Source organism: Streptomyces sp. NPDC005141 (genome assembly GCF_053599975.1).
The window spans coordinates 1-22,261 of the sequence record NZ_JBSFYW010000070.1; the positions used below are offsets into that span (position 1 = coordinate 1).

Sequence of the window (22,261 nt, forward strand, 5' to 3'; positions counted from 1 at the left end):
CGTCCCTGCCCGCGGCGTCGGTCCGGATCCAGTCCGCGTCCAGGGAGCCCACCTTGCGGAGGTCGACGACGGCCGCGCCCAGGATGTCGGCCGAGCGCGGGGGCTTGGTGCCCGCCTGCGTACCGAACAGGATGCGGGGCTGCTTGCCGCCGCGGACCGGGTGCGGGTGGGCGGCGACCAGCTCGCCGAGGAAGGCGTTCAGGCGACCGGTCGGGACGCGGGTCTCCCAGCCGTCCAGCGCGGTCTCGATCGCCGGGACGAGCTTCTCCATGTGGCGGCCGGTGCGGGCCGAGACGTTCACGCGGGGTGCCCAGGCCACCTGGAGGAGCTCGGTCTCGATCTCCCGCTCCAGGTAGTAGCGGCGCTCCTCGTCGAGGGTGTCCCACTTGTTGAAGGCGAGGACGATGGCGCGGCCCGCCTCGACGGCCATCGTGACGATGCGCTGGTCCTGCACGGAGATGGTCTCGGACGCGTCGATCAGGATGACCGCGACCTCGGCCTTCTCGACGGCGGCGGCGGTGCGCAGGGAGGCGTAGTAGTCGGCGCCCTGCTGGAGGTGGACGCGCTTGCGGATGCCCGCCGTGTCGACGAACTTCCAGGTGATGCCGCCGAGTTCGATGAGCTCGTCGACCGGGTCACGGGTGGTGCCCGCGACCTCGTTGACGACCACGCGGTCCTCGTTGGCCACCTTGTTCAGCAGGGAGGACTTGCCGACGTTCGGGCGGCCGATGAGGGCGATGCGGCGGGGGCCCCCCACCGCGGTGCCGAAGGTCTGCGCCGGGGCCTCGGGCAGTGCCTCCAGGACGGCGTCGAGCATGTCGCCGGTGCCGCGGCCGTGCAGCGCGGAGACCGGGTGCGGCTCGCCGAGACCGAGGGCCCAGAGGTGCGAGGCGTCGGACTCACCGCTCATGCCGTCGACCTTGTTGGCGCACAGGACGACGGGCTTGCCGGCCTTGCGGAGAAGTCGTACGACCGCCTCGTCGGTGTCGGTCGCGCCGACCTTGGCGTCGACGACGAAGACGACGGCGTCGGCGGCCTCGATCGCGTACTCGGCCTGCGCGGCGACGGACGCGTCGATGCCGAGGACGTCCTGCTCCCAGCCGCCGGTGTCGACCAGCTTGAAGCGGCGGCCCGCCCACTCGGCCTCGTAGGTCACGCGGTCGCGGGTGACGCCGGGCTTGTCCTCGACGACGGCCTCGCGGCGGCCGATGATGCGGTTCACCAGGGTCGACTTGCCCACGTTCGGGCGGCCGACGACGGCGAGGACGGGCAGCGGGCCGTGGCCCGCTGCCTCGATCGCGCCCTCGACGTCCTCGACGTCGAAGCCCTCTTCCGCGGCGAGCTCCATGAACTCCGCGTACTCGGCATCGCCAAGCGCCCCGTGCTCGTGTTCCGCCGAGCCGTCGGGCTGGATGTGGTCGTTCATGAAGTCCGTACCTCGTCGTTCATTCGTGGTGATCGGTGGAACGCCCGTAAACCGGATGATCCACTACTAAGTGTCGCCTAACGCCCGACAGGGCGCCCGGCGTTTTCCGGGCGTCCGGTAAGACGCCTGGCGTGGTCCAGGTGCGCGCTGAGCTGTTTCTGGATGCGGCCGGTGGCCTCGTCCAAGGCGCTGCGCGTACGCCGTCCGCTGCCGTCGCCCGCTTCGAAGGGGTCGCCGAACACGACGTCGACCCTGCTGCGCAGCGGGGGCAGCGCCTTTGTCAACCGGCTGGTCTTCTCGGAACTTCCCAGTACCGCGACCGGGACGATCGGGGCTCCGCTGCGCACCGCGAAGTACGCGAGCCCGGCCCGCAGCGAGGCGAAGTCCCCCTCGCCCCGGGTGCCCTCCGGGAAGATCCCGAGGACGCCGCCGGAGGCCAGGACGCCGAGGGCGTCGGTGATGGCCGTGCGGTCGGCGATCTCGCGGTCCACCTTCAGCTGGCCGATACCCAGCAGGAACGGGTCGAGCGGGCCGATGAACGCTTCCTTCTTGATCAGGAAGTGCGTGGGCCTGGGCGCGACGCCCATGACCATCGGCCCGTCGATGTTGTGCGAGTGGTTCACGGCCAGGATCGCCGGGCCGGTCGCGGGGACCTTCCAGGCGCCGAGCACGCGCGGCTTCCACAGCCCGTACATCAGGCCGACGCCGATGCGGCGCCCCACCTCGGCGCCTCTTGCGGAGGGTGCGGTCACTTGGCGGCCCGCTTCTCCTCGACGAGGGTGACGACACACTCGATGACCTGCTGGAGCGTGAGGTCGGACGTGTCCACCTCGACGGCGTCGTCCGCCTTGGCGAGCGGGGAGGTCTTGCGGCTGGAGTCGGCCGCGTCCCGCTTGATCAGCGCCTCGCGGGTCGCGTCGATGTCCGCGCCGTTCAGCTCGCCGCTGCGCCGGGCGGCACGCGCCTCCGGGGAGGCGGTGAGGAAGATCTTCAGGTCGGCGTCGGGCAGCACGGTGGTGCCGATGTCCCGGCCCTCGACGACGATGCCGACCCGCGCGGACCCGGCGAGGGTGCGCTGCAGCTCGGTGATCCGGGCGCGCACCTCGGGCACGGCGCTGACCGCGCTCACCTTGGAGGTGACCTCCTGCGTACGGATCGGGCCGGCGACGTCGGTCCCGTCGACCGTGATGGTCGGCGCGGCCGGGTCGGTGCCGGAGATGATCTCCGGCTTCTCGGCCGCGGCGGCGATCGCGGAGGAGTCCGTTATGTCGATGCCGTTGCTGACCATCCACCACGTGATCGCGCGGTACTGCGCCCCCGTGTCCAGGTAACTCAGACCGAGCTTCGCGGCCACGGCCTTCGAGGTGCTCGACTTGCCCGTGCCGGAGGGGCCGTCGATGGCGACAATCACAGCCGGAGCGGTACGGGCGGCGCCGTTGTCCACGGTGGGAACACCTTCCTGGTGCGGGGTGGAGGTCTCTGCGGGACGCGATCGCGCCCCGCACAAGGTTACTGGCTCCGCGGACCCCGTATTACTGGCCCTTCCCGGGACCGGTCACGGAGCCCCGCTGCCGCCGTGTCCGGCCGCGGTCCGGTCCCCGACGCCGCGCTCGCACCGCTCGGCACCGGAGCGCCTGCGGGACCCGGCACGGCCGCGCCGGGTCCAGCCATCGGCGACCGTCGGCGAGACATCGTCACCATCCGCCGTGCAGGCCAGCCCGGGCGGGGACCCGGCCCTACTGCCGCAGCGCCCAGCCCCGCTCCCGCAGCGCCGCGCCGAGCACCGGCACGGCCTTCGGCTCCACCATCAGCTGCACCAGACCGGCCTGCTGGCCGGTCGCGTGTTCGATGCGTACGTCCTCGATGTTGACCCCGGCCATCCCCGCGTCGGCGAAGATGCGGGCCAGCTGACCGGGCTGGTCGTCGATCAGGACGGCCACGACCTCGTAGGTGCGCGGCGCGGAGCCGTGCTTGCCGGGGACACGGACCTGGCCCGCGTTGCCGCGGCGCAGGACTTCCCCGATGCCGGTGGCGCCCTCGCGGCGCTTGGCCTCGTCGGAGGACTGCAGGGCCCGCAGCGCCTGGACCGTCTCATCGAGGTCGGCGGAGACGTCCGTGAGGAGGTCCGCGACCGGTCCCGGGTTCGCGGAGAGGATGTCGATCCACATCCGGGGGTCGGAGGCCGCGATCCGGGTCACATCGCGGATGCCCTGCCCGCAGAGCCGTACCGCCGACTCCTCCGCGTGCTCCAGGCGCGCGGCGACCATGCCGGCCACCAGGTGCGGCATGTGCGAGACGAGCGCCACGGCACGGTCGTGGGCGTCCGCGTCCATCACGACGGGTACGGCCCGGCAGTGCGACACCAGTTCCAGGGCGAGGTTCAGCACCTCGGTGTCCGTGTCGCGGGTCGGTGTGAGCACCCAGGGCCGCCCCTCGAAGAGGTCGCCCGTCGCGGCCAGCGGACCGGACTTCTCGCGGCCGGACATGGGGTGCGTGCCGATGTACGAGGTGAGGTCGAGGCCCATGGCCTCCAGCTCGCGGCGCGGACCGCCCTTGACGCTGGCGACGTCCAGGTAGCCGCGGGCGACGCCGCGCCGCATGGCGTCCGCGACGGTCGCGGCGACGTGCGCGGGCGGTGCGGCGACGATCGCGAGGTCGACCGGCCCCTCGGGGGCCTCGTCCGTGCCGGCGCCCAGCGCGGCCGCCGTACGGGCCTGCTCCGGGTCGTGGTCGGTCAGGTGCACGACGACGCCGCGGGCGGCGAGCGCGAGGGCCGCGGACGTGCCGATCAGCCCGGTTCCGATGACGAGTGCGGTCCTCACTGGGCGATGTCCCTGCGGAGCGCGCCCGCGGCGCCCAGGTAGACGTGCACGATGTCGGCGCGCGGCCGGTCGGACTCGATGTGGGCGAGAACACGGACGACGCGGGGCATCGCGCCCTCGATGTCCAGCTCCTGCGCGCAGATCAGCGGCACGTCGACGATGCCGAGCTTGCGCGCCGCGGCCGCCGGGAAGTCGCTGTGCAGATCGGGCGTGGCCGTGAACCAGATGCTGATCAGGTCGTCCGTGGTGAGCGCGTTGCGCTCCAGGATGGCGGTGAGCAGCTCGCTGACCTGCTCGTCCATGTGGCCGGCCTCGTCCCGTTCCAGTTGGACGGCGCCCCGGACCGCTCGTACCGCCACGGTGATGCTCCTCGCTGATCTGTGTGCATGTCGTGTCACACCAGCGTAGTCAGGCCCCCGCGCACCGGTGCGGGCCGCCCGCCTGACGAGACGGGGGCCGCTCACCGGGCCCGGCCGGGAGCGGCCCCTTGCCGCCGCCGGAGGTGCCGGACTGCCCGCCTCCGGCGAGGAGGCCGCCGAGCAGGCCGCCGAGATCGTTGCCCGCCGTCGTCCCGCCTTTCGTGGATGCGGACGGGCGGCGGTGGCCGGCCTCAGACTCTGCCAATGTCACCTGAATCGCCCTATTCCGCTACTTGTGGTGAGAACGCGCCCGTGCGCCTCTGGACGCGGGAGCGCGGGTCCGCTCTCATGGCAGGAGACTCGCCCCGGGGGAGGCCCGAATGAAACGTCCAGGACCCCTTCTCACCCTTCTCGCGGGGCTCGTGCTCGGCGTGGTCCTGTTGTCGCTCAACGCGACGACGGGGACGAAGAACGCGTCGTCGTACCAGGAGGAGTCGCCCGCTGTCTCGGTGTCGCCCAGTGCGCCGCCGACGACCTCGTCGCCGTCACCGAGCCCCTCGCCGACCCGCAGCGCCGCGCCCAACGCCGACTACGCGGGCCGCACCGACGACGACTCCTCGGCGATCGCCGTCTCCCTGCGGGGCGGCAAGGCGATCGCGTACTTCTGCGACGGGCACGACAAGGAGTCCTGGCTGAAGGGTGACGTGAAGGACGACGGCACCATGAAGCTCACCGGCAGCCACGGCGACGAGCTGAACGGGACCCTCCAGGACGGCAAGCGGATCCGCGGCACCGCCGACGTCGGCGGGCAGCGATACGCCTTCACCGCCGACAAGGCGGTCAAGCCCTCCGGTCTGTACCGGGCGACGGCCACCGTGCGCGGCGCGAAGGTCGACGGCGGCTGGATCGTGCTGCCCGGCGGAAAGCAGGTCGGCGTCGTCAAGCGCGACGGCACACCTTCGGCGGCACCGGTGATCGACCCGGAGACCGGCGCCGTGACCATCGACGGACAGAAGATCGTCGCGCGTCCTGTCACCCCCTGACCCCCCTTCCGCAGGGAGTTGCTCATGACCGTGGACCCGAACGCCGCCACCCAGGGCTTCCCCTCCCCGCCGCCCGCCCACCGCGGCCCGAGTCCCGCCCGCTATCTCGTCCCGGCCCTGGTCGCCGCGGCCGTCGCGATCGGTCTCGGCGCCTACGGCAAGGTGCACGACCCGGCGGGAACGGCCTTCAACCTCGCCGGTTTCAGCAGCACGGGCGCCGTGAAGTCATGGCTGGCGACGACGGCCTTCTTCTTCGCCCTCGTCCAGCTCGTCTCGGCGCTCATGATGTACGGAAGACTGCCGGGCCCGAGCTGGGCGTCGACCCTGCACCGGTGGTCGGGACGGATCGCGTTCCTGGTGGCGGTGCCGGTCGCCGTCCACTGCCTGTACGCGTTGGGCTATCAGACGTACGAAACGCGCGTCCTGTGGCACTCGCTCCTCGGTTGCTTCTTCTTCGGTGCCTTCAGTGCCAAGATGCTGCTGCTCCGCTGGGAGCGCCTGCCCGGCTGGCTGTTGCCGATCGTCGGCGGCCTGGTCTTCGCCGTGCTCACGGCCGTCTGGCTGACGTCCGCCCTCTGGTTCTTCCGTACGTTCGGAGTGACGACATGACCAACCGCTCGACGCGGCGCACGGTGATTCTCGCGACGGGGGCGTCCGCGCTGCTGGCGGGGTGCAGTCAGTACGGCGATGGCGGCAGCTCGTCGGACTCGTCACCGAAGGCCTCCAGCGGCGCGCAGCTCGCCACGACGAGCGACATCCCGGTCGGCGGGGGCACGATCTTCAAGGACCAGAAGATCGTGGTCACCCAGCCGGAGAAGGGCGACTTCAAGGCCTTCTCGGCGATCTGCACGCACGCGGGCTGCACGGTGAACAAGGTCGCGGACGGCACCATCGACTGCCCTTGTCACGGGAGCAGGTTCAGCGTCGAGGACGGGGCGGTGAAGGCCGGTCCCGCGCCGCGCCCGCTGCCCGCGGAGAAGATCACCGTGGAGGGAAACTCGATCCGCCTGGCGTGAGAGGGCCCGTACGCTCCGGTTCATGCGTTCCGAGTCCCCCGTACCCCAGACGCCCCCGGCGCCGACCGCGTCCCCGGCACCGGCGGAGCCCCACGAGCCGGCCGTGCCGCCGGCGGGGCCGCCCGTGTCTCCGGCACCTCCCGTGTCGGCGGTCTCGCTGGTGCGGGACCACACGGTCTACTCCTGTGTGATGGGGTCACGGGCCTTCGGGCTGGCCACGGACGACAGTGACACGGACCGCCGGGGCGTCTTCCTCGCCCCGAGCCCGCTCTTCTGGCGCTTCGAGAAGCCGCCGACGCATGTCGAGGGCCCGGCGGAGGAGCAGTTCAGCTGGGAGCTGGAGCGGTTCTGCACGCTCGCGCTGCGCGCCAACCCGAACATCCTGGAGTGCCTGCACTCCCCCCTCGTCGAGTACGTGGACGACACCGGGCGTGAACTCCTGGCCCTCCGGCAGGCGTTCCTCTCCCGCCGGGCGCACGAGACATTCGCCCGCTATGCCCTGGGCCAGCACAAGAAGCTGGAGGCGGACGTCCGCACGTACGGCGCCCCGCGCTGGAAGCACGCGATGCATCTGCTGCGCCTCCTGATGAGCTCCCGCGACCTGCTGCGCACGGGAGCCCTGACGATCGACGTCACGGAGCAGCGCGAACCGCTGCTCGCGGTGAAGCGGGGCGAGGTGCCCTGGAGCGAGGTCGGGAGCTGGATGTCCCGTCTGGTGACGGAGGCCGACGAGGCGGCCGCCCGCAGCCCGCTCGCGCCCGAGCCGGACCACGCGCGCGTGGAGGACTTCCTCTTCCGGGTGCGCCGCGCGTCAGCGCTCCAGGGCGCCGACGGTGTCCTGCGGCCCCCGGGTGCCCTCCGGACCTCCCCGGACGCCGTCCAGGCGAACCCTGACGACGAAGGCGTGCAGCGCGTCGTGCGCGGAGGTGGCGTCGGGCAGCGCTGAGGCGTCCTGCGCCTCGTCGAGGAGCGTGTGGAGCCGCTCCACGTCCTCCTCCACGCGGGTACGGGAGATCTCCGCGGCCCCGTGCTCCCGCTCCGCCTTCGCGGCGATCAGGTCCGGCAGATACGCGGGAGACGCGACCTGCCCGGCCAGCGTCGGCAGGTCCGCGCGGACCTCGCCGCTGCGCATGAGGTGGATGCCGGTGAGCAGCACACGGAACGTGTAGAGCAGCGGCTTGAGTTCGCCGGTCTTCTCGAAGAGCCGCCACTGCGTGGTCGCGAACCCCCGGTAGTGGTGGGCGTGATGGCGGGTGAGGACCCCGGGGACGAGCGAGATGAGCTCACGGTGTTCGTCGCCGGTGCGCACGACGAGCGGCGAGAGCAGCTGCTCCAGCACATAGCCGTTGCGCCGCAGCATCAGCCGGACGAACTTGCGCAGGTCGTGGGTGACCAGATCCATCTCGACGCCGCCCTCGTCCCACATGCGCGACCGGGTCTCCTCCGGCTCGCGCAGCCCGACCAGGTCGGCCGTCGGCAGCAGATGGACACCGCGCAGGTCGACGTCGGAGTCGCTCGAGGGGAAGCCGTACAGGTGCGCCCCGGAGACGGTGGCGAAGAGCACGGGGTCGGGCTGTTCGCCCACCACGCTCGCGAGATCGGTGCCGGCACCGAGGACGTCTGTCATCCCTCAAGCGTCCCAGAGGGCCCCCAGCGCCATCAGGTCGCCCTGGTATTCGATGCGGTCGGCCCAGGCCGTCGGCCAGGCCTCCGAGCCGTGGTGGGCGCCCGCGAACGCCCCGGTCAGGCAGGCGATGGAGTCGGAGTCGCCCGAGGTGCAGGCGGCCCGGCGCAGCGCGGTGACGGGTTCGTCGACGAACAGCAGGAAGCACAGCAGGCCGGTGGCGAGCGCCTCCTCGGCGATCCAGCCGCCGCCGGTGGCCATGCAGGGGTCGGTCTCGGGCGAGACGGTGCGCACGGCGTGCCGGAGGTTGTCCAGGACGTCGAGGCACTCGTCCCAGCCGCGGGAGATGTACTGCTCCGGTGTGGCGTCCTCGCTGAAGGACCAGAGGTCGCCGAGCCAGCGGGAGTGATAGCGGTGCCGGTTCTCGTACGCGTACGAGCGCAGTCGGCCGACCAGTCCCATCGGCTCGACGCCCTGGGTGAGCAGCCAGATCGCGTGCGCGGTGAGGTCCGCGGCGGCGAGTGCGGTGGGGTGGCCGTGGGTCAGCGCGGCCTGGAACTGCGCGGCGCCCGCGCGCTGTTCGTCGCTGAGCCCGCGGACGAGTCCGACGGGCGCGACGCGCATGTTGGCGCCGCAGCCCTTGGAGCCGATCTGGCTGGCCTCCTGCCAGCGGCGCTTCTCGTTCTTGAGGAGGTTGCAGGCGACGAGGCAGGTCCGCCCGGGGGCGCGGTTGTTCTCGGGCGACTGGTACCAGTCCACGAACTCCTCGCGCACCGGCCGTTCCATCCCCAGCGGACCGAGCAGACCCCGGTTCATCGCCGTACGCATCCCCCGCGCCAGCGCCAGCGTCATCTGGGTGTCGTCGGTGACGATCGCGGGCCGGGGCAGCGCCATCTGCCGCCAGGGGCCGCACTTGTCGAGGATGGCGGGCACGGAGTTGAACTCGGTGGGGAATCCGAACGCGTCACCGAGGGCCAGGCCTATGAGGGATCCGGTGGCGGCGCGCTTCGCGAGGGTCGTGGTGGTCATCAGGGCCGTCCTTCCGAGATGGGACGCAGCAGGGGTGGGTGCAGGGCTTTGGCGCCGCCCGCGCGGTAGACGGCGGCGGGCTTGCCGCGGCCGCCGGTGAGGCGCGCGGCACCGGGGACCTGTTCGACGAATCCGGGCGTGGCGAGGACCTTGCGCCGGAAGTTGGGCCGGTCGAGCGCGGTGCCCCACACGGTCTCGTAGACCTGCTGCAGCTCGCCGAGGGTGAACTCGGGCGGGCAGAAGGAGGTGGCGAGACAGGAGTACTCCAGCTTGGAGCCCACGCGTTCGTGGGCGTCGGCGAGGATCCGGTCGTGGTCGAAGGCGAGCGGACCGAGCGCGTTGAACCGCAGCCACTGGGCCTGCGCCGCGTCGCCGCCGCCGTGCGGCTCGGGGGCGTCGGGCAGCAGGGCGGCGAACGCGACGGAGACGATCCGCATGCGGGGGTCGCGGTCGGGTTCGCTGTACGTGCGCAGCTGCTCCAGATGGAGTCCCGAGATGTCCGACAGCCCGGTCTCCTCAGCGAGTTCGCGGCGGGCCGCCGCCTCCGCGGACTCGTGGGGCAGCACGAAGCCGCCGGGCAGCGCCCAGCGGCCGGCGTACGGCTCCTGGCCCCGCTCGACGAGCAGCACCTGCAGTGCGCCCGCGCGCACGGTCAGGACGGCCAGGTCGACGGTGACGGCGAAGGGCTCGAAGGCGTACTTGTCGTACCCCTTGGGCGCCGTGCCGCCCGGCGCGTGGCCTTCCTCTGTCGCCACACCCCACCCCCTTTATGGTCAGCCTGACTATGGTCAGTACGACTATAAAGGGGGTGGGAGGATACCAACAAGGTTCTCAGCTTGGGAAGTTGCGGTTTCTCGAACCCGCCGCGGGAAAATTGTCCGCGCGTGCGGCGGAGGCGGCGGAAGGTGTTCCGTCCCGGGTGAACGCCGTTCGGATCACCGCTGGACCCGGGCGCGCGACACCTCCGGGCGCCGGGCCTCGGCACGGCGCGTGTCCGGACCCTGCGCCCGAGCGTGCGCCGGAGCGAGAGCGGCCACGAGCGCCCCCACGGCCGCGACTCCCGCCGAGACCCACAGCGCCGGACCGCAGCCGTCGACGAAGTCCGCCGCCGAACCGTAGCCCCCGTAGCGCGTGAACACGGCCGCGGCGACGGCGACTCCGAAGACTCCGCCCAGCTCGCGCAGCGCGTTGTTGACACCGGCGGCGACGCCCGCGTCGGCGGGCGGCACCGACGAGGTCACGGCGTTCGCGACGGTGGGGAAGACCATGGAGATGCCGACGCCCGCGATGATCAGCGGCAGCACCAGCCGTCCGTAGCCGACGCCGGGCTGCACCTGCCGGGCCAGCAGTCCGAGGCCGGCCGCCTGGAGCACGAGTCCCCCGAGCATGAAGGGCCGGTTCCCGAACCGGTCGGCGAGGGCGCCCGCGATCGGTGCCACCAGGAGCGGCATGCCGGTCCACACGAGGATGCGGACGCCGGCCTGCAACGGTGAACTCCCGAGGCCGAGCTGGAACAGCTGCGTGATCATGAAGAGGGAGCCGAGCAGCGACATGAACGTCAGGAAGGCGACGCCGTTGGCGGTGGAGAAGGCACGCCTTCGGAAGTACCCGAGGGGCAGCATCGGGTAGCGCGCCCGCGACCGCTCCCAGCCGAGGAAGGCCGCCACGAAGACGACTCCGACGGCCAGCGCGCCCAGCACTTCGGCGCTCCCCCACCCCGCCTGCGGCGCCCGCACCGGCGCCCAGGCGAGGCCGGTCAGTCCGACGGCGGCCAACAGCAGCCCCACGACGTCGAGTTGCGGACGCGGGCCGTGGCTCTCGCGCAGTTTCAGCGTGGCCAGGGGCAGCATCGCGAGCCCGGTCGGCACGTTCAGCCAGAAGATCCACTGCCAGGACAGTCCCTCGGTGACGGCGCCGCCGAGCACGGGCCCGGCCGCGACGCCGAGTCCGGTCACCCCGCCCCAGACCCCGATGGCGACGCCCCGTTTCTCGGCCGGGAACGCCTCACTGATCAGGGTCAGGGTGAGCGGCAGCAGGACGGCGGCGCCGGCGCCCTGGAGCACCCGCGCGGCGATCAGCTCGCCCGGCCCGGCGGCCAGTGCCGCGAGGGCCGAGGCCAGGGTGAACACGGCGAGCCCGGTGACGTACATCCGCCGCCGCCCGAAGCGGTCGCCGAGCGCGGCGCCGGTCAGGGTGAGGCAGGCGAAGACGAGGTTGTACGCGTTGATCGTCCACTCCAGGTCGGACAGGCTCGCCCCGAAGTCGGCCCGCAGGGCGGGCAGCGCGGTGGCCACGACGACCACGTCGAGGGAGCAGAGCAGCGCCCCCAGTCCGGCCAGGACGACGGTCCACGCACGGCGTGCGGGCATGGCGGACGGCTGCTGGACGGGGGCGCGCGCGGTGGTGTCGGTCATGACGGTTCCTTCCGTGAGGATCACTCACGGAAGACGGACCGGGCCCGCGTCGAAAAGGAATCGCGGCCGGGACGCCGTCCCAGGAACGCGAGGAGGACGTCACCGGGCCGGGCCGGCACCGGTACGCCGACCGGGTCGGCGAAGCGCACACCGCGGTCGGCGTCGGCGACCACGGCGTGCGCGACGGGCAGCAGTTCCACGGCGAGTCCGGACGGGATCGCCCGGGCCCGCCCGCAGGCACGGCCGACGTCCCAGCCGTGCACCGCGATCTCCAGGGCGCCGACGGCCGCCAGCAGCCCCGGGTCCAGGAACCGGTCCCCCACGGCCGGTGCGGCCGGGGCGGCCGGTGCGTCGGACACCGCCGCCCAGGCGCCGAGGAGGGCACGGGCCCGCTCGCGGAAGACGCACACCGGATCGGCGGCGGGCGGAGCGGGACACAGCCCGACCCGCCCGTCCGCGACGCCTTCGTAGAGCGCGTCCACCGAGTCGTCGAGGTGGCGGAGCAACTCCCCCAGGTCCCACTCGGCGCACGGTGTCGGCCACCGCAGGCCCTCCCGCGGCACCGTGGCGACGCTGCCCAGCGCGTACGCGAGCGACCGCTCCAGGAGCTCTCCCGGGTTCACGGGAGAACCCGGGGCAGGCCGAAGCCGGCGAACAGCCCCGGATCGAGGAAGACGGTGAGCCGCGCGATACCGCGCTCCTCGACGGTGAGCACCTGCACGGAGTGCGCCCGGAGCACGCCGTCGACCCCGCGTTCGTACGCCGCCACAGCAGGCTGCCCGTTGGCCCGTACGGGCACCATGCGGATCCATCCCGCCTCACGCCCGGAGAGCACCCGCACCCGCAGGAACCGCAGGACGTCCTTCCTCCCGCTGAACCATTCCAGGTGGGGCGGCATCTCCAGCTCGACCCCGTCCCGCAGCAGCCCCAGCAGCGACTCCATGTCGGCGTTCTCGAAGGCGCTCATGTAGCGGTCGAGGAGTTCGCGGTCGTCGGTCCCTTCGGGCTCGACCACCAGGTCCTCCTCCGGGGCGACCTCGTCGAGCCGGGCACGCGCGCGCTGGAGCGTGCTCTTGACCGCCGCGGTCGAGGTGCCGAGCAGAGCGGCGACCTCGGACGCCCGCCAGGCCAGGACATCCCGCAGGATGAGCACGGCCCGCTGCCGGGCGGGCAGATTCTGCAGCGCGGCGACCAGGGCGAGCCGCAGGCTCCCGCGCGCCGCGACGACCGTCGCCGGGTCGACGAGCGTGTCGGGCAGCGGCTGGAGCCACGGGATGTCCGTCGCGGGGGCCTGCAGAGGCTCCTCGGGCAGGTCTCCCGGCCCGCCGAGCCCGGTGGGCAGCGGACGGCGCCCCCGCCCCTCCAGCGCCGTCAGACACGTGTTGGTGGCGATCCGGTAGAGCCAGGTGCGCAGGCTCGCCCGGCCCTCGTACCTCTCGTAGGACCGCCAGGCCCGCAGATACGTCTCCTGGACGAGGTCCTCGGCGTCGTCGGCCGAGCCGAGCATGCGGTAGCAGTGGGCGAGCAGCTCCCGCCGGTAGGGATCCGTCAGCCGGACGAACTCGTCGCGGTCCGTCGTCTCGGTCATCGCCGCTCCCTTCGTTCGCACCGGGACGCCTCGGAGCACACCGGTGGTCCGTTCACCGGTACAGACCGGCGGGACGCCGAAAACGAATCGGCCGGCCCCGGAGAAGTTCCGGGACCGGCCGTCGTACGCGTGGGGCGTCCGGGGGCTGCGAGAGCCGCGGGGACTCCAGGGCTAGAGGCCGACCTCGGCCATCAGCATGCCGACCTCGGTGTTCGACAGGCGGCGCAGCCAGCCCGACTTCTGGTCGCCCAGGGTGATCGGGCCGAAGGAGACGCGCACCAGCTTGTCGACCGGGAAACCGGCCTCGGCGAGCATGCGGCGCACGATGTGCTTGCGGCCCTCGTGCAGGGTCACCTCGACGAGGTAGTTTTTGCCGGTCTGCTCCACGACACGGAAGTGGTCCGCCTTGGCGTACCCGTCCTCCAGCTGGATGCCGTCCTTGAGCCGCTTGCCCAGGTCGCGCGGGATCGGGCCGACGACGTGCGCGAGGTAGACCTTCTTCACGCCGTACTTCGGGTGGGTCAGCCGGTGCGCCAGCTCGCCGTGGTTGGTGAGCAGGATGACGCCCTCGGTCTCGGTGTCGAGCCGGCCCACGTGGAAGAGCCGCGTCTCGCGGTTCGTCACGTAGTCGCCGAGGCACTGACGGCCCTCGTTGTCCTCCATGGTGGAGACGACACCGGCGGGCTTGTTCAGCGAGAAGAACTGGTACGACTGCGTCGCGACCGTCAGCCCGTCGACCTTGATCTCGTCCTTCTCCGTGTCGACGCGCAGCCCCTGCTCCAGGACGATCTGGCCGTTGACCTCGACCCTGGCCTGGTCGACCAGCTCCTCGCAGGCGCGCCGGGAGCCGTAGCCCGCTCGCGCGAGGATCTTCTGCAGGCGCTCGCCCTCCTCCTCGGCACCCGGGAAGGTCTTGGGCAGCTTGATGTCCGGCTTGCCCGCGTACCGGTCCCGGTTGCGCTCCTCGGTCCGCGTCTCGTACTCGCGGGAGCGCGAGGGCTCCGTCCGGCCGGTGCGCTGCTGGCCCTGCCGGGGACCGCCCTTGGCGCCGCCGCGCGCGGAGGCACCGCGCCCGGACTTCGGGCCCTCCGGCGAGGCGCCGGGGCCTACGTCGTAGCGGCGCTCCTCGGGACGGGGCTTGCTGGGACGCTTCGGCTTGTCGTCGCGCCCTGCCGCGCCCCTCGGCTGGGAGCCGCTCCCACCGGCGCCCCGCGGGTTGCCACTGCCGCGCGAGCCGCCGCCCCCACCGCTTCCGCGCGGGTTGCCGCTGCCACGGGAGCCACTGCCCCCGCCGCTGCCCCGCGGGTTGCCGCGCCCGCTGTTCCTGCCACTGCCGCTGCCACTGCTTCGCATCAAAGTTCCGTCGTCGTCGTGTCGTCTGCATCTGCATCCGGTGCATCCGGATCGAACGACGGGACCCCTTCCAGCGTCTCGGCCTCGATCGCGTCCGCCTCGGGGAGGAAGGGCGCGAGCTCCGGGAGCTCGTCCAGACCGCGCAGGCCCATTCGCTCCAGGAAGTAGTTCGTCGTCGTGTACAGGATCGCACCTGTTTCGGGTTCCGTGCCCGCCTCCTCGACCAGACCCCTCTGGAGGAGGGTGCGCATCACGCCGTCGCAGTTGACTCCGCGGACCGCCGAGACCCTTGATCGGCTGACCGGCTGGCGGTACGCGACGACGGCGAGCGTCTCCAGAGCCGCCTGGGTGAGCCGGGCCTGCTGACCGTCCAGGACGAAGCGTTCGACGGCCGTCGCGTACTCGGGACGCGAGTAGAAGCGCCAGCCGCCCGCGATCAGCCTGAGCTCGAAACCGCGGCCCTGGACGGTGTACTCGTCGGCCAGTGCGCGCAGCGCGTCCGCGATCTGCCGCTTCGGCCGCTCGAGGATCTTGGCGAGGTGCTCCTCGGTGGCCGGCTCGTCCACCACCATCAGGACGGCCTCCAGGGCGGGCCTGAGATCGAGGTCGGCGACGGTGCGCGGCCCCGCGGGGGTGTCGGTGGTCTCCTCGCTCACGCCTTCTCCTCCTTGGTCCCGCGCCCTGCCTCGTCCCGCACCGCTTCCGCGGGCCGGTCGAACTCGTCGGTCACCCTGGGGCGGTCGTCGCCCTCCCCGCCCGTCCAGCGCACCATCAGGTCCCCGAGGGCCTCCTCCTGGTCCAGGGCGACGACCTTCTCGCGGTAGAGCTCCAGCAGGGCCAGGAACCGGGCGACCACGGTGAGGGTGTCGTCGGTGTCCTCGACGAGCGAGCGGAAGCTGGCCTCGCCGAGTTCCCGGAGCCGCGCCACCACGATCCCGGCCTGCTCCTGCACGCTGACGAGCGGCGCGTGGATGTGGTCGACGTACACCTGCGGCTTGGGTCTCGGCTGCATCGCCTTCACGGCGAGCTTCGCGAAGCCCTCCGCGCCGATGCTGATGACGACCTCGGGCAGCAGTGCGGCGTGATGCGCCTCGAGCCCGACGGTACGGGGATAGCGGCGGGCCTCCTCTTCGAGCCGCGCGTTGAAGATGTCCGCGATCCGCTTGTACGCGCGGTACTGGAGCAGCCGGGCGAACAGCAGGTCCCGCGCCTCCAGGAGGGCCAGGTCGGCCTCGTCCTCGACCTCGGCGGTCGGGAGCAGCCGGGCCGCCTTCAGATCGAGCAGCGTCGCCGCGACGACCAGGAACTCGGTCGTCTGGTCGAGGTCCCAGTCCGGGCCCATCGCCCGGATGTGCGCCATGAACTCGTCTGTGACCTTGGACAGCGCCACTTCGGTGACATCGAGTTTGTGCTTGGAGATCAGCTGGAGCAGCAGATCGAAGGGGCCCTCGAAATTCGAGAGCCGCACCTTGAAGACACCGTCACCGGACTCACCGGGAGCGCCGCCGGAGACCTCCGCGGACACCCCGGCCGGGCCCGCCGGCGCCCCGGGCGCCCCTGGGCCGTCTCCCGGCGTCTCAGGTGGCTCGGCCGGTCCGCCCGGCCCCGCGCATCGCTCCGGGCCCTCTCCAGGCCCCTGGAACAGCCCTGCCGGCTCCTCCGGCTCCCCGACGGCCCTCTCGGGCCCCGGAGCCGTCTCAGCCGCCTCTCCGGGCGTCTGTGACCACTCCACCGGCCCCATGGGCGCCTCGGCCGGCTCAGCGGCCTCCGCGGGCGCCTCAGCGGCCTCCGCGGGCGTCGCAGTCGACTCAGCGCCCTCTGCGGGCCTCTCTGCGGAGGTCTCCGGCAGGTCGACGGATACCTCGGATACCTCGGAGGCTTCGGATACCTCGGACGGTTCGGCCGACGCCGGTGCCGTCCCCGGCCCGCGCCCCAGCGCACGCCGACGACCGCCGGAGGCGGCGGACGGGGGCGGGACGTTCGAGGTCATGGCCGTCGCAGGCTACCGCTACCGCCCGCGCAGACGTCGTACGAGAATGCTCGCGTCCCCGCGGGATTCCAGATCGGCGAGGACCACCGCGACCGCCTCACGGACGATCCGCCCGCGGTCGACGGCGAGCCCGTGCTCGCCGCGGAGCACCAGGCGCGCGTGCTCGAGGTCCATCAGCTCCTCGGCGGACACGTACACCGTGATCTTCTCGTCGTGCCGCTCCCGCCCGCTGGGCCGGCGGTTGGCGGCACGCGCCCGCTTGCGGGAGGACTGCCCGGCGGCGGCCGGGGCGGCAGAACCTTCCTGCGTCGTCTGACGGCGCCCCGAGCGGTCCGCGGCGCTGCCCCGGCTGCGGGACTCTCCCGCGTCGGACGACTCGGCGCCGGCGGCGACATGTTCGTCGCCCTCGCCGTCACCGCCCCGGACCGGCACCGACTGGGGCGCGTCCTCCCCGGCGGCCGCCGCGTCGCTCTCGCCGGCCGGAGCCGGCACCCGGGCCTCGCCGTTGGTCCGACGTGAGGGCGTGGACGACTGGAGCGCCATTCCCCCGGTGGTACGGAACAGTTCGTCGGCCCCCGGCAGACTCACTCGGCGTGACACCGGGCGAGCACCTCCCTGGCGAGCTGGCGATAGGCGGCGGCACCTACGGAGTTGGAGGCGTAGGTGGTGATCGGCTCACCGGCGACCGTGGTCTCCGGGAAGCGGACGGTCCGGCCGATCACGGTGTGGTAGACGTGATCGTCGAAGGCCTCGACGACGCGTGCGAGCACCTCACGGCTGTGCACCGTGCGGGAGTCGTACATCGTGGCGAGGATCCCGTCGAGTTCCAGCTCGGGGTTGAGCCGCTCCTGGACCTTCTCGATGGTCTCGGTGAGCAGGGCGACACCGCGCAGCGCGAAGAACTCGCACTCCAGCGGCACGATCACCTTGTGGGCCGCCGTCAGCGCGTTCACGGTGAGCAGGCCGAGCGAGGGCTGACAGTCGATCACGATGTAGTCGTAGTCGGCCAGCAGCGGCTTCAGGGCGCGCTGCAGCGTGGACTCGCGGGCGACCTCGCTCACCAGTTGCACCTCGGCGGCGGACAGGTCGATGTTGCTGGGCAGCAGGTCCATGTTCGGGACCGCCGTCTTCAGGAGCACGTCGTCGGCCACCATGCCCCGCTCCATGAGCAGGTTGTAGACGGTGAGGTCGAGCTCCATCGGGTTGACGCCGAGACCCACGGACAGCGCGCCCTGCGGGTCGAAGTCGACGAGCAGCACCCGGCGTCCGTACTCGGCGAGCGCGGCCCCCAGGTTGATGGTCGACGTGGTCTTGCCCACGCCGCCCTTCTGGTTGCACATCGCGATGATCGTCGCGGGGCCGTGGCTGGTCAGCGGACCCGGGATCGGGAAGTAGGGCAGCGGGCGCCCCGTCGGGCCGATGCGCTCACGGCGCTGGCGAGCCGCGTCGGGCGCGAGCGTGGCCGCGTACTCCGGATCGGGCTCGTACTCGGCGTCGGGGTCGTAGAAGTGCCCCTCGGGCAGTTCGTCGTAGTCGGCGAAGTGGGTGTGGTTCTCGCCACTTCCGTTGCCGGCCATGGCGTTCACGTGATGGCCATCCATGCTCGGGTGTGCTGTCTGAGTCATCCGGGGACTCTGGTGGGCTGCGAAGGTTCGGACAGCGACGGAGCCGACAGCCTCGAGCCCCGTGGGGCTCTGGCCCCGCGCCGGCATTCCTGGTTGACCACCCCCGGGAGTAAATGTCGACTCATTCACAAGTCGTCTTACCTCCTTGGTGACCAGGAAACTTCTAGATAGGTCAGCGTGGCACCATGCCGACGGTTGGCGACTCTATGGCGTGTCACCGCTCCGCAGCAACACAATCCGCCGGACCCGACCCGATGTGTCGGCAACCGAACACCCCTCTGTCAAGGGCGTAAGGCCGTCGCACAGCAGGTTTCACCGGTGTGCGAATCGGTTGAAGAGTTACGTTCGCGGCGAGTTGAACGAGTGTCGCAAAGTGACCCGACACACACCCGGCCGGACCTTGTCGGGCAAGGTCCGGCCGGGTACGCGGTGTTGACGACCTGTGTTGACGTATCGCCTTTTGTCAGCCCGGAGTCGGCCGGAATGTCGACTCCTGGAGCTGCCGGGGGTCTCAGCCGAGCAGGGTCACGAGCTCGACGTGTTCCAGTCCGTGCGCCTCGGCGACCTCGCGGTAAACAACCTTGCCGTCATGGGTGTTGAGGCCCTTGGCCAGCGCGTTGTCACGGCGCAGAGCCTCGGCCCAGCCGCGGTTGGCGAGCTCGACGATGTACGGCAGCGTGGCGTTGGTCAGCGCGTAGGTCGAGGTGTTGGGCACCGCGCCGGGCATGTTGGCGACGCAGTAGAAGACCGAGTTGTGGACCGGGAAGGTCGGCTCGGCGTGAGTGGTCGGACGCGAGTCCTCGAAGCAGCCGCCCTGGTCGATCGCGATGTCGACAAGGACACTTCCCGCCTTCATTCGCGAGACGAGCTCGTTGGTGACCAGCTTCGGAGCCTTGGCACCGGGGATCAGCACGGCACCGATGACGAGGTCGGCCTCGAGGCAGGCCTTCTCCAGCTCGAAGGCGTTGGAGACGACGGTCTGGATCTTCGTACCGAAGATCTTGTCCGCCTCCTTGAGCTTGTTGATGTCGCGGTCGAGCAGGGTCACGTGGAAGCCCATGCCGATGGCGATCTGCGCGGCGTTCCAGCCGGAGACGCCACCGCCGATGACGACGGCCTTGGCCGCCAGCACACCCGGGACACCGCCGGGCAGGACACCACGGCCGCCGTTGGCGCGCATCAGGTGGTAGGCGCCGACCTGCGGGGCGAGGCGGCCCGCGACCTCGGACATCGGGGCGAGCAGCGGCAGCGCGCGGCTGGGGAGCTCGACGGTCTCGTACGCGATCGCCGTGGTGCGGGACTCCAGGAGCGCGTCCGTGCACTCCTTGGAAGCGGCCAGGTGCAGGTAGGTGAAGAGCGTCTGGTCCTTGCGGAGCCGGTGGTACTCCTCCGCGATGGGCTCCTTGACCTTCAGCAGCAGGTCGGCGGTGGCCCAGACCTCGTCGGCGGTGCCGAGGATCTGCGCACCGGCGAAGACGTACTCCTCGTCCGTGATCGAGGAGCCGACGCCGGCGTTCTGCTCGACGAAGACCTGGTGGCCGTGGCGCACCAGCTCGTGCACGCCGGCGGGGGTGATGGCCACCCGGAACTCGTTGTTCTTGACCTCGCGGGGGATGCCGACCTTCACGTCGATCACGGTCCTTGACTCAGAGGGCTCTGGGGCTGTGCATGCCGAGGCGACGCAGGCCAGGCAATGCAGGTCATACCCGACGTACGGGAGCACACCGGGAAACACCACGGAAGAACGCGGCGGAGCCAGTCTAATGAAGGGATTCCCTCTGTCTAGCCTTTCAATGCATCAATCTTCAGCGGATGCACTGCGGATTTCGCAGGCATTAGTGCCGTGTTCCATGCCGGATGCACTCTCAGGGAGCTCATCTCCCAGCATGCGCTCGGCCGCCGCGCGGTGCAGCCGGGCGGCCGCCGGGTCGCCGAGCCGGTCCAGGGTGTCGGCCAGCCTGAGCTGCAACGCGGCCTGCAGGCGTACGTCGTCCGCTCGGCGCGCCCACTCGACGGCCTCCTGGCAGGTGCGCAGCGACTCCGCGGGCCGTCCCGCGTACTCCTGGACACGCGCCATCTCGCTCAACGCCCTTGCCTGGGCGGCGACATCGCCGTTCTTGCGGTGTCCCGCGACGGCGGCGCGCCAGTTGACCAGCGCCTCGCCGTAACGGCCCGCGTAGGTGTGCGCGGTGGCGATGCGCCCGTACAGCCGGGCGGCGTCCACCCGCTCCCCCCGCGCGAGCCGCTGGGCGAGCGCCCTGCCGTACCAGTCGGCGGCCCGGTCGTAGTCCCCGAGCTCCTGGTGGGCGCCGCCTACGGATTCCATCGCGCGGCCGGTCGCGTACGGGTCGTTCGCCTCGCGTCCGGCGTCGAGCGCGGCCCGGTAGCGGGCGAGGGCGTCGGCCGTACGGCCGGTCTGCGCGTCCAGGTCGGCGAGATTGAGCAGGGCCGCGGCCTTCTCCCGGGGCAGATTCCGGCGCTCGGCCACGTCCAGGACGAGACGGTGGATCCCGTACAGCTCGGACGCCGCCGCCTGGGTGCCGAAATGGACGACCATCGCCCGCACCAGAGCGGCCATCAGCCGTCGGGCGAGGGTGTCCAGCTCCCCGTCGGCGACCGCCAGCCGGGCCGAGGCGAGCAGCGCGGGCTGCCGGACGCGCAGCCAGTCCTCGGCCGCCCGGGGGCTGGGGAAGCGCAGGGCACGCGGCATTCCGGCGAGTTTCTCGCGGGCGGGCGAGCTGTCGGTCTCGGTGATGGCGCGGCAGGACACCAGCAGCCGCACGGTCCGCTCCAGCATCCGGGCGCGGGCCAGCTGCACCTCGGCGGGCCGGTCGTGGGTCTCGACGAGCGCCTGGAGCAGGGGCAGGAGGCAGCCGGGAACCTCGTACTGCGGCAGCGGCGACGGAATCGCCCGCAACAGGCCGAGGGCGACGAAGTCGTCCAGCGTGGTCTGCGCCGCCTGGACCGAGCAGCCGGCCAGCGCGGAGGCGGTGTGCGGGTCGACGAGGCCCGCGGGGGCCAGCGAGAGCAGTCGCAGTATCCGCCCGGCGGTGCCCGGCAGCGAGGCGTACGAGAGCCGGAAGACCCGCGCGAGCGGTGTGCCGTCCTCGCCCTCGGTGCGCAGCTGCTTGGCGAGGTCGGCGACGGCGGAGGCGGGGCGCGCGGCGAGCCGGCCGCCGGCCAGCACCAGTGCGGCGGGCTGGCCCGCACACAGTTCGACCAGTCCCTCGGCGGCGAGCGGATCGACGGTGATGCGCACCGAGCCGGTGAAGTGGCCGAGGAGTTCGAGGGCGGATTTGGTGTCCAGGCCGCCGAGGGTGCAGGGGCGGACGTCCGCGATCCCGGTCAGTGGGCCGCCGGAGACCGCGATGACCAGGCATTCCGGGGAGTCGGGCAGCAGCGCGTCGACCTGTTCGGAGTCGGCCGCGTCGTCCAGCAGGAGCACCGCCCGGCGGACGGCGAGGGCCTCGCGCAACCGCTCGCCGAGGTCGTCGGCCCCGGCTCCGGGGGGTGTGGGCAGTCCCAGGGCGGTGAGCAGTTCCCGCGCGGTGGCCTCGGTCGGTACCGGGGTGCCGTCGGGTTCGGTGAGGCGGGCGCGCAGTAGGCCGTCGGGGTAACTCTCCGCGACCTGTGCCGCGAGCTGAGCGGCGAGCGCGGTGCGGCCGGAGCCGGGCTTGCCGGCGATGAGCAGCACCCGCGCGCGCGGTGCCTTGCGGCCGGAGAGGGTGTCGAGGCCGGCGCGCTCGATGTCCGCCCGGAGTTCCTTCAACTCTCTTGTACGGCCCAGGAACTGACTCTTCGTAGGAGCGGACCCGGCAGCCGGGCGCTGCCCCTTGGCCGACACCTTGGTGCCGCCGTCGTCCACCGCCTGATCCGCCACGGGCCACGCTCCCGTTCCACTGCGCGCGCAAGCCCGCCGGGACTCCGGTTCGGGCGTTTCCAGAGCCTAGTTCACGCTCTGCGACGATCCGT

At 72.0% G+C, this 22,261-nt stretch carries 21 protein-coding genes and 1 pseudogene; 4 read left to right on the forward strand and 18 right to left on the reverse strand.

Annotated elements, in window-relative coordinates:
• The 5 genes from der to aroH form a co-directional block, all read right to left on the reverse strand.
• The coding region (gene der, locus ACWD68_RS35515) for a ribosome biogenesis GTPase Der (RefSeq protein WP_451810581.1) at positions 1-1,426 on the reverse strand (1,426 nt) is incomplete at its 3' end.
• Positions 1,427-1,503: 77 nt separating this feature from the next.
• Positions 1,504-2,217 carry a lysophospholipid acyltransferase family protein gene (locus ACWD68_RS35520; RefSeq protein WP_451810582.1) on the reverse strand — a complete coding sequence of 238 codons (714 nt, stop codon included), beginning with the start codon at positions 2,215-2,217 and terminating at the stop codon, positions 1,504-1,506.
• Positions 2,175-2,870 carry a (d)CMP kinase gene (gene cmk, locus ACWD68_RS35525; protein WP_451810583.1) on the reverse strand — a complete coding sequence of 232 codons (696 nt, stop codon included), beginning with the start codon at positions 2,868-2,870 and terminating at the stop codon, positions 2,175-2,177. The genes ACWD68_RS35520 and cmk overlap by 43 nt, the downstream gene beginning before the upstream one ends.
• Before the next feature lie 292 nt (positions 2,871-3,162).
• On the reverse strand, positions 3,163-4,248 hold the full coding sequence (locus ACWD68_RS35530; RefSeq protein ID WP_451810584.1) for a prephenate dehydrogenase: 1,086 nt from the start codon (positions 4,246-4,248) through the stop codon (positions 3,163-3,165).
• Positions 4,245-4,607 (reverse strand): chorismate mutase, encoded by a 363-nt coding sequence (gene aroH, locus ACWD68_RS35535; protein WP_451810585.1) that lies wholly within the window; start codon positions 4,605-4,607, stop codon positions 4,245-4,247. Before aroH ends, ACWD68_RS35530 begins: the two co-directional genes overlap by 4 nt.
• A gap of 380 nt (positions 4,608-4,987) precedes the next feature.
• Here aroH and ACWD68_RS35540 point away from each other — a divergent pair, with 380 nt between their 5' ends.
• From ACWD68_RS35540 to ACWD68_RS35555, 4 genes are all read left to right on the forward strand, one after another.
• Positions 4,988-5,650, forward strand: a complete 663-nt coding sequence (locus tag ACWD68_RS35540) for a hypothetical protein (protein WP_451810586.1) — start codon at positions 4,988-4,990, stop codon at positions 5,648-5,650.
• A gap of 24 nt (positions 5,651-5,674) precedes the next feature.
• Complete coding sequence (locus ACWD68_RS35545) at positions 5,675-6,259, forward strand: DUF6529 family protein (protein WP_451810587.1); 585 nt, start codon at positions 5,675-5,677, stop codon at positions 6,257-6,259.
• On the forward strand, positions 6,256-6,666 hold the full coding sequence (locus tag ACWD68_RS35550) for a Rieske (2Fe-2S) protein (protein WP_451810588.1): 411 nt from the start codon (positions 6,256-6,258) through the stop codon (positions 6,664-6,666). The genes ACWD68_RS35545 and ACWD68_RS35550 overlap by 4 nt, the downstream gene beginning before the upstream one ends.
• Positions 6,667-6,790: 124 nt before the next feature.
• On the forward strand, positions 6,791-7,612 hold the full coding sequence (locus tag ACWD68_RS35555) for a nucleotidyltransferase domain-containing protein (RefSeq protein ID WP_451810615.1): 822 nt from the start codon (positions 6,791-6,793) through the stop codon (positions 7,610-7,612).
• On the opposite strand, the pseudogene ACWD68_RS35560 reads toward ACWD68_RS35555, so the two are convergent.
• The 13 genes and pseudogenes from ACWD68_RS35560 to ACWD68_RS35620 form a co-directional block, all read right to left on the reverse strand.
• Positions 7,541-8,293, reverse strand: a pseudogene (locus tag ACWD68_RS35560) (nucleotidyltransferase domain-containing protein); the annotation flags it as partial. The gene ACWD68_RS35555 and the pseudogene ACWD68_RS35560 sit on opposite strands and share 72 nt — an antisense overlap.
• A 3-nt stretch (positions 8,294-8,296) precedes the next feature.
• Positions 8,297-9,319 carry an ADP-ribosylglycohydrolase family protein gene (locus ACWD68_RS35565; protein WP_451810589.1) on the reverse strand — a complete coding sequence of 341 codons (1,023 nt, stop codon included), beginning with the start codon at positions 9,317-9,319 and terminating at the stop codon, positions 8,297-8,299.
• Complete coding sequence (locus ACWD68_RS35570) at positions 9,319-10,074, reverse strand: NUDIX hydrolase (protein WP_451810590.1); 756 nt, start codon at positions 10,072-10,074, stop codon at positions 9,319-9,321. The genes ACWD68_RS35565 and ACWD68_RS35570 overlap by 1 nt, the downstream gene beginning before the upstream one ends.
• Before the next feature lie 180 nt (positions 10,075-10,254).
• Positions 10,255-11,733, reverse strand: a complete 1,479-nt coding sequence (locus ACWD68_RS35575; protein ID WP_451810591.1) for a DHA2 family efflux MFS transporter permease subunit — start codon at positions 11,731-11,733, stop codon at positions 10,255-10,257.
• A 20-nt stretch (positions 11,734-11,753) separates the two neighbouring features.
• Positions 11,754-12,356 (reverse strand): TIGR03086 family metal-binding protein, encoded by a 603-nt coding sequence (locus tag ACWD68_RS35580; RefSeq protein WP_451810592.1) that lies wholly within the window; start codon positions 12,354-12,356, stop codon positions 11,754-11,756.
• Positions 12,353-13,321: a sigma-70 family RNA polymerase sigma factor gene (locus ACWD68_RS35585; protein ID WP_451810593.1), complete on the reverse strand. Its 969-nt coding sequence runs from the start codon at positions 13,319-13,321 to the stop codon at positions 12,353-12,355. Before ACWD68_RS35585 ends, ACWD68_RS35580 begins: the two co-directional genes overlap by 4 nt.
• Positions 13,322-13,492: 171 nt before the next feature.
• Positions 13,493-14,674, reverse strand: coding sequence for a pseudouridine synthase (locus tag ACWD68_RS35590; protein WP_451810594.1), 1,182 nt, complete (start codon positions 14,672-14,674; stop codon positions 13,493-13,495).
• Positions 14,674-15,330 carry an SMC-Scp complex subunit ScpB gene (scpB, locus tag ACWD68_RS35595; RefSeq protein WP_451810595.1) on the reverse strand — a complete coding sequence of 219 codons (657 nt, stop codon included), beginning with the start codon at positions 15,328-15,330 and terminating at the stop codon, positions 14,674-14,676. The genes ACWD68_RS35590 and scpB overlap by 1 nt, the downstream gene beginning before the upstream one ends.
• Positions 15,327-16,664 carry a segregation and condensation protein A gene (locus tag ACWD68_RS35600; protein WP_451810596.1) on the reverse strand — a complete coding sequence of 446 codons (1,338 nt, stop codon included), beginning with the start codon at positions 16,662-16,664 and terminating at the stop codon, positions 15,327-15,329. The genes scpB and ACWD68_RS35600 overlap by 4 nt, the downstream gene beginning before the upstream one ends.
• Positions 16,665-16,682: 18 nt before the next feature.
• On the reverse strand, positions 16,683-17,264 hold the full coding sequence (locus tag ACWD68_RS35605; RefSeq protein WP_451810597.1) for a hypothetical protein: 582 nt from the start codon (positions 17,262-17,264) through the stop codon (positions 16,683-16,685).
• Positions 17,249-18,376 (reverse strand): ParA family protein, encoded by a 1,128-nt coding sequence (locus tag ACWD68_RS35610; RefSeq protein ID WP_451810598.1) that lies wholly within the window; start codon positions 18,374-18,376, stop codon positions 17,249-17,251. The genes ACWD68_RS35605 and ACWD68_RS35610 overlap by 16 nt, the downstream gene beginning before the upstream one ends.
• A gap of 424 nt (positions 18,377-18,800) precedes the next feature.
• Complete coding sequence (gene ald / locus ACWD68_RS35615; RefSeq protein WP_451810599.1) at positions 18,801-19,925, reverse strand: alanine dehydrogenase; 1,125 nt, start codon at positions 19,923-19,925, stop codon at positions 18,801-18,803.
• Between the two features lie 162 nt (positions 19,926-20,087).
• Entirely contained in the window at positions 20,088-22,169 is a 2,082-nt protein-coding gene (locus ACWD68_RS35620; RefSeq protein ID WP_451810600.1) for a tetratricopeptide repeat protein, read from the reverse strand.
• Between the last annotated feature and the right edge of the window lie 92 nt (positions 22,170-22,261).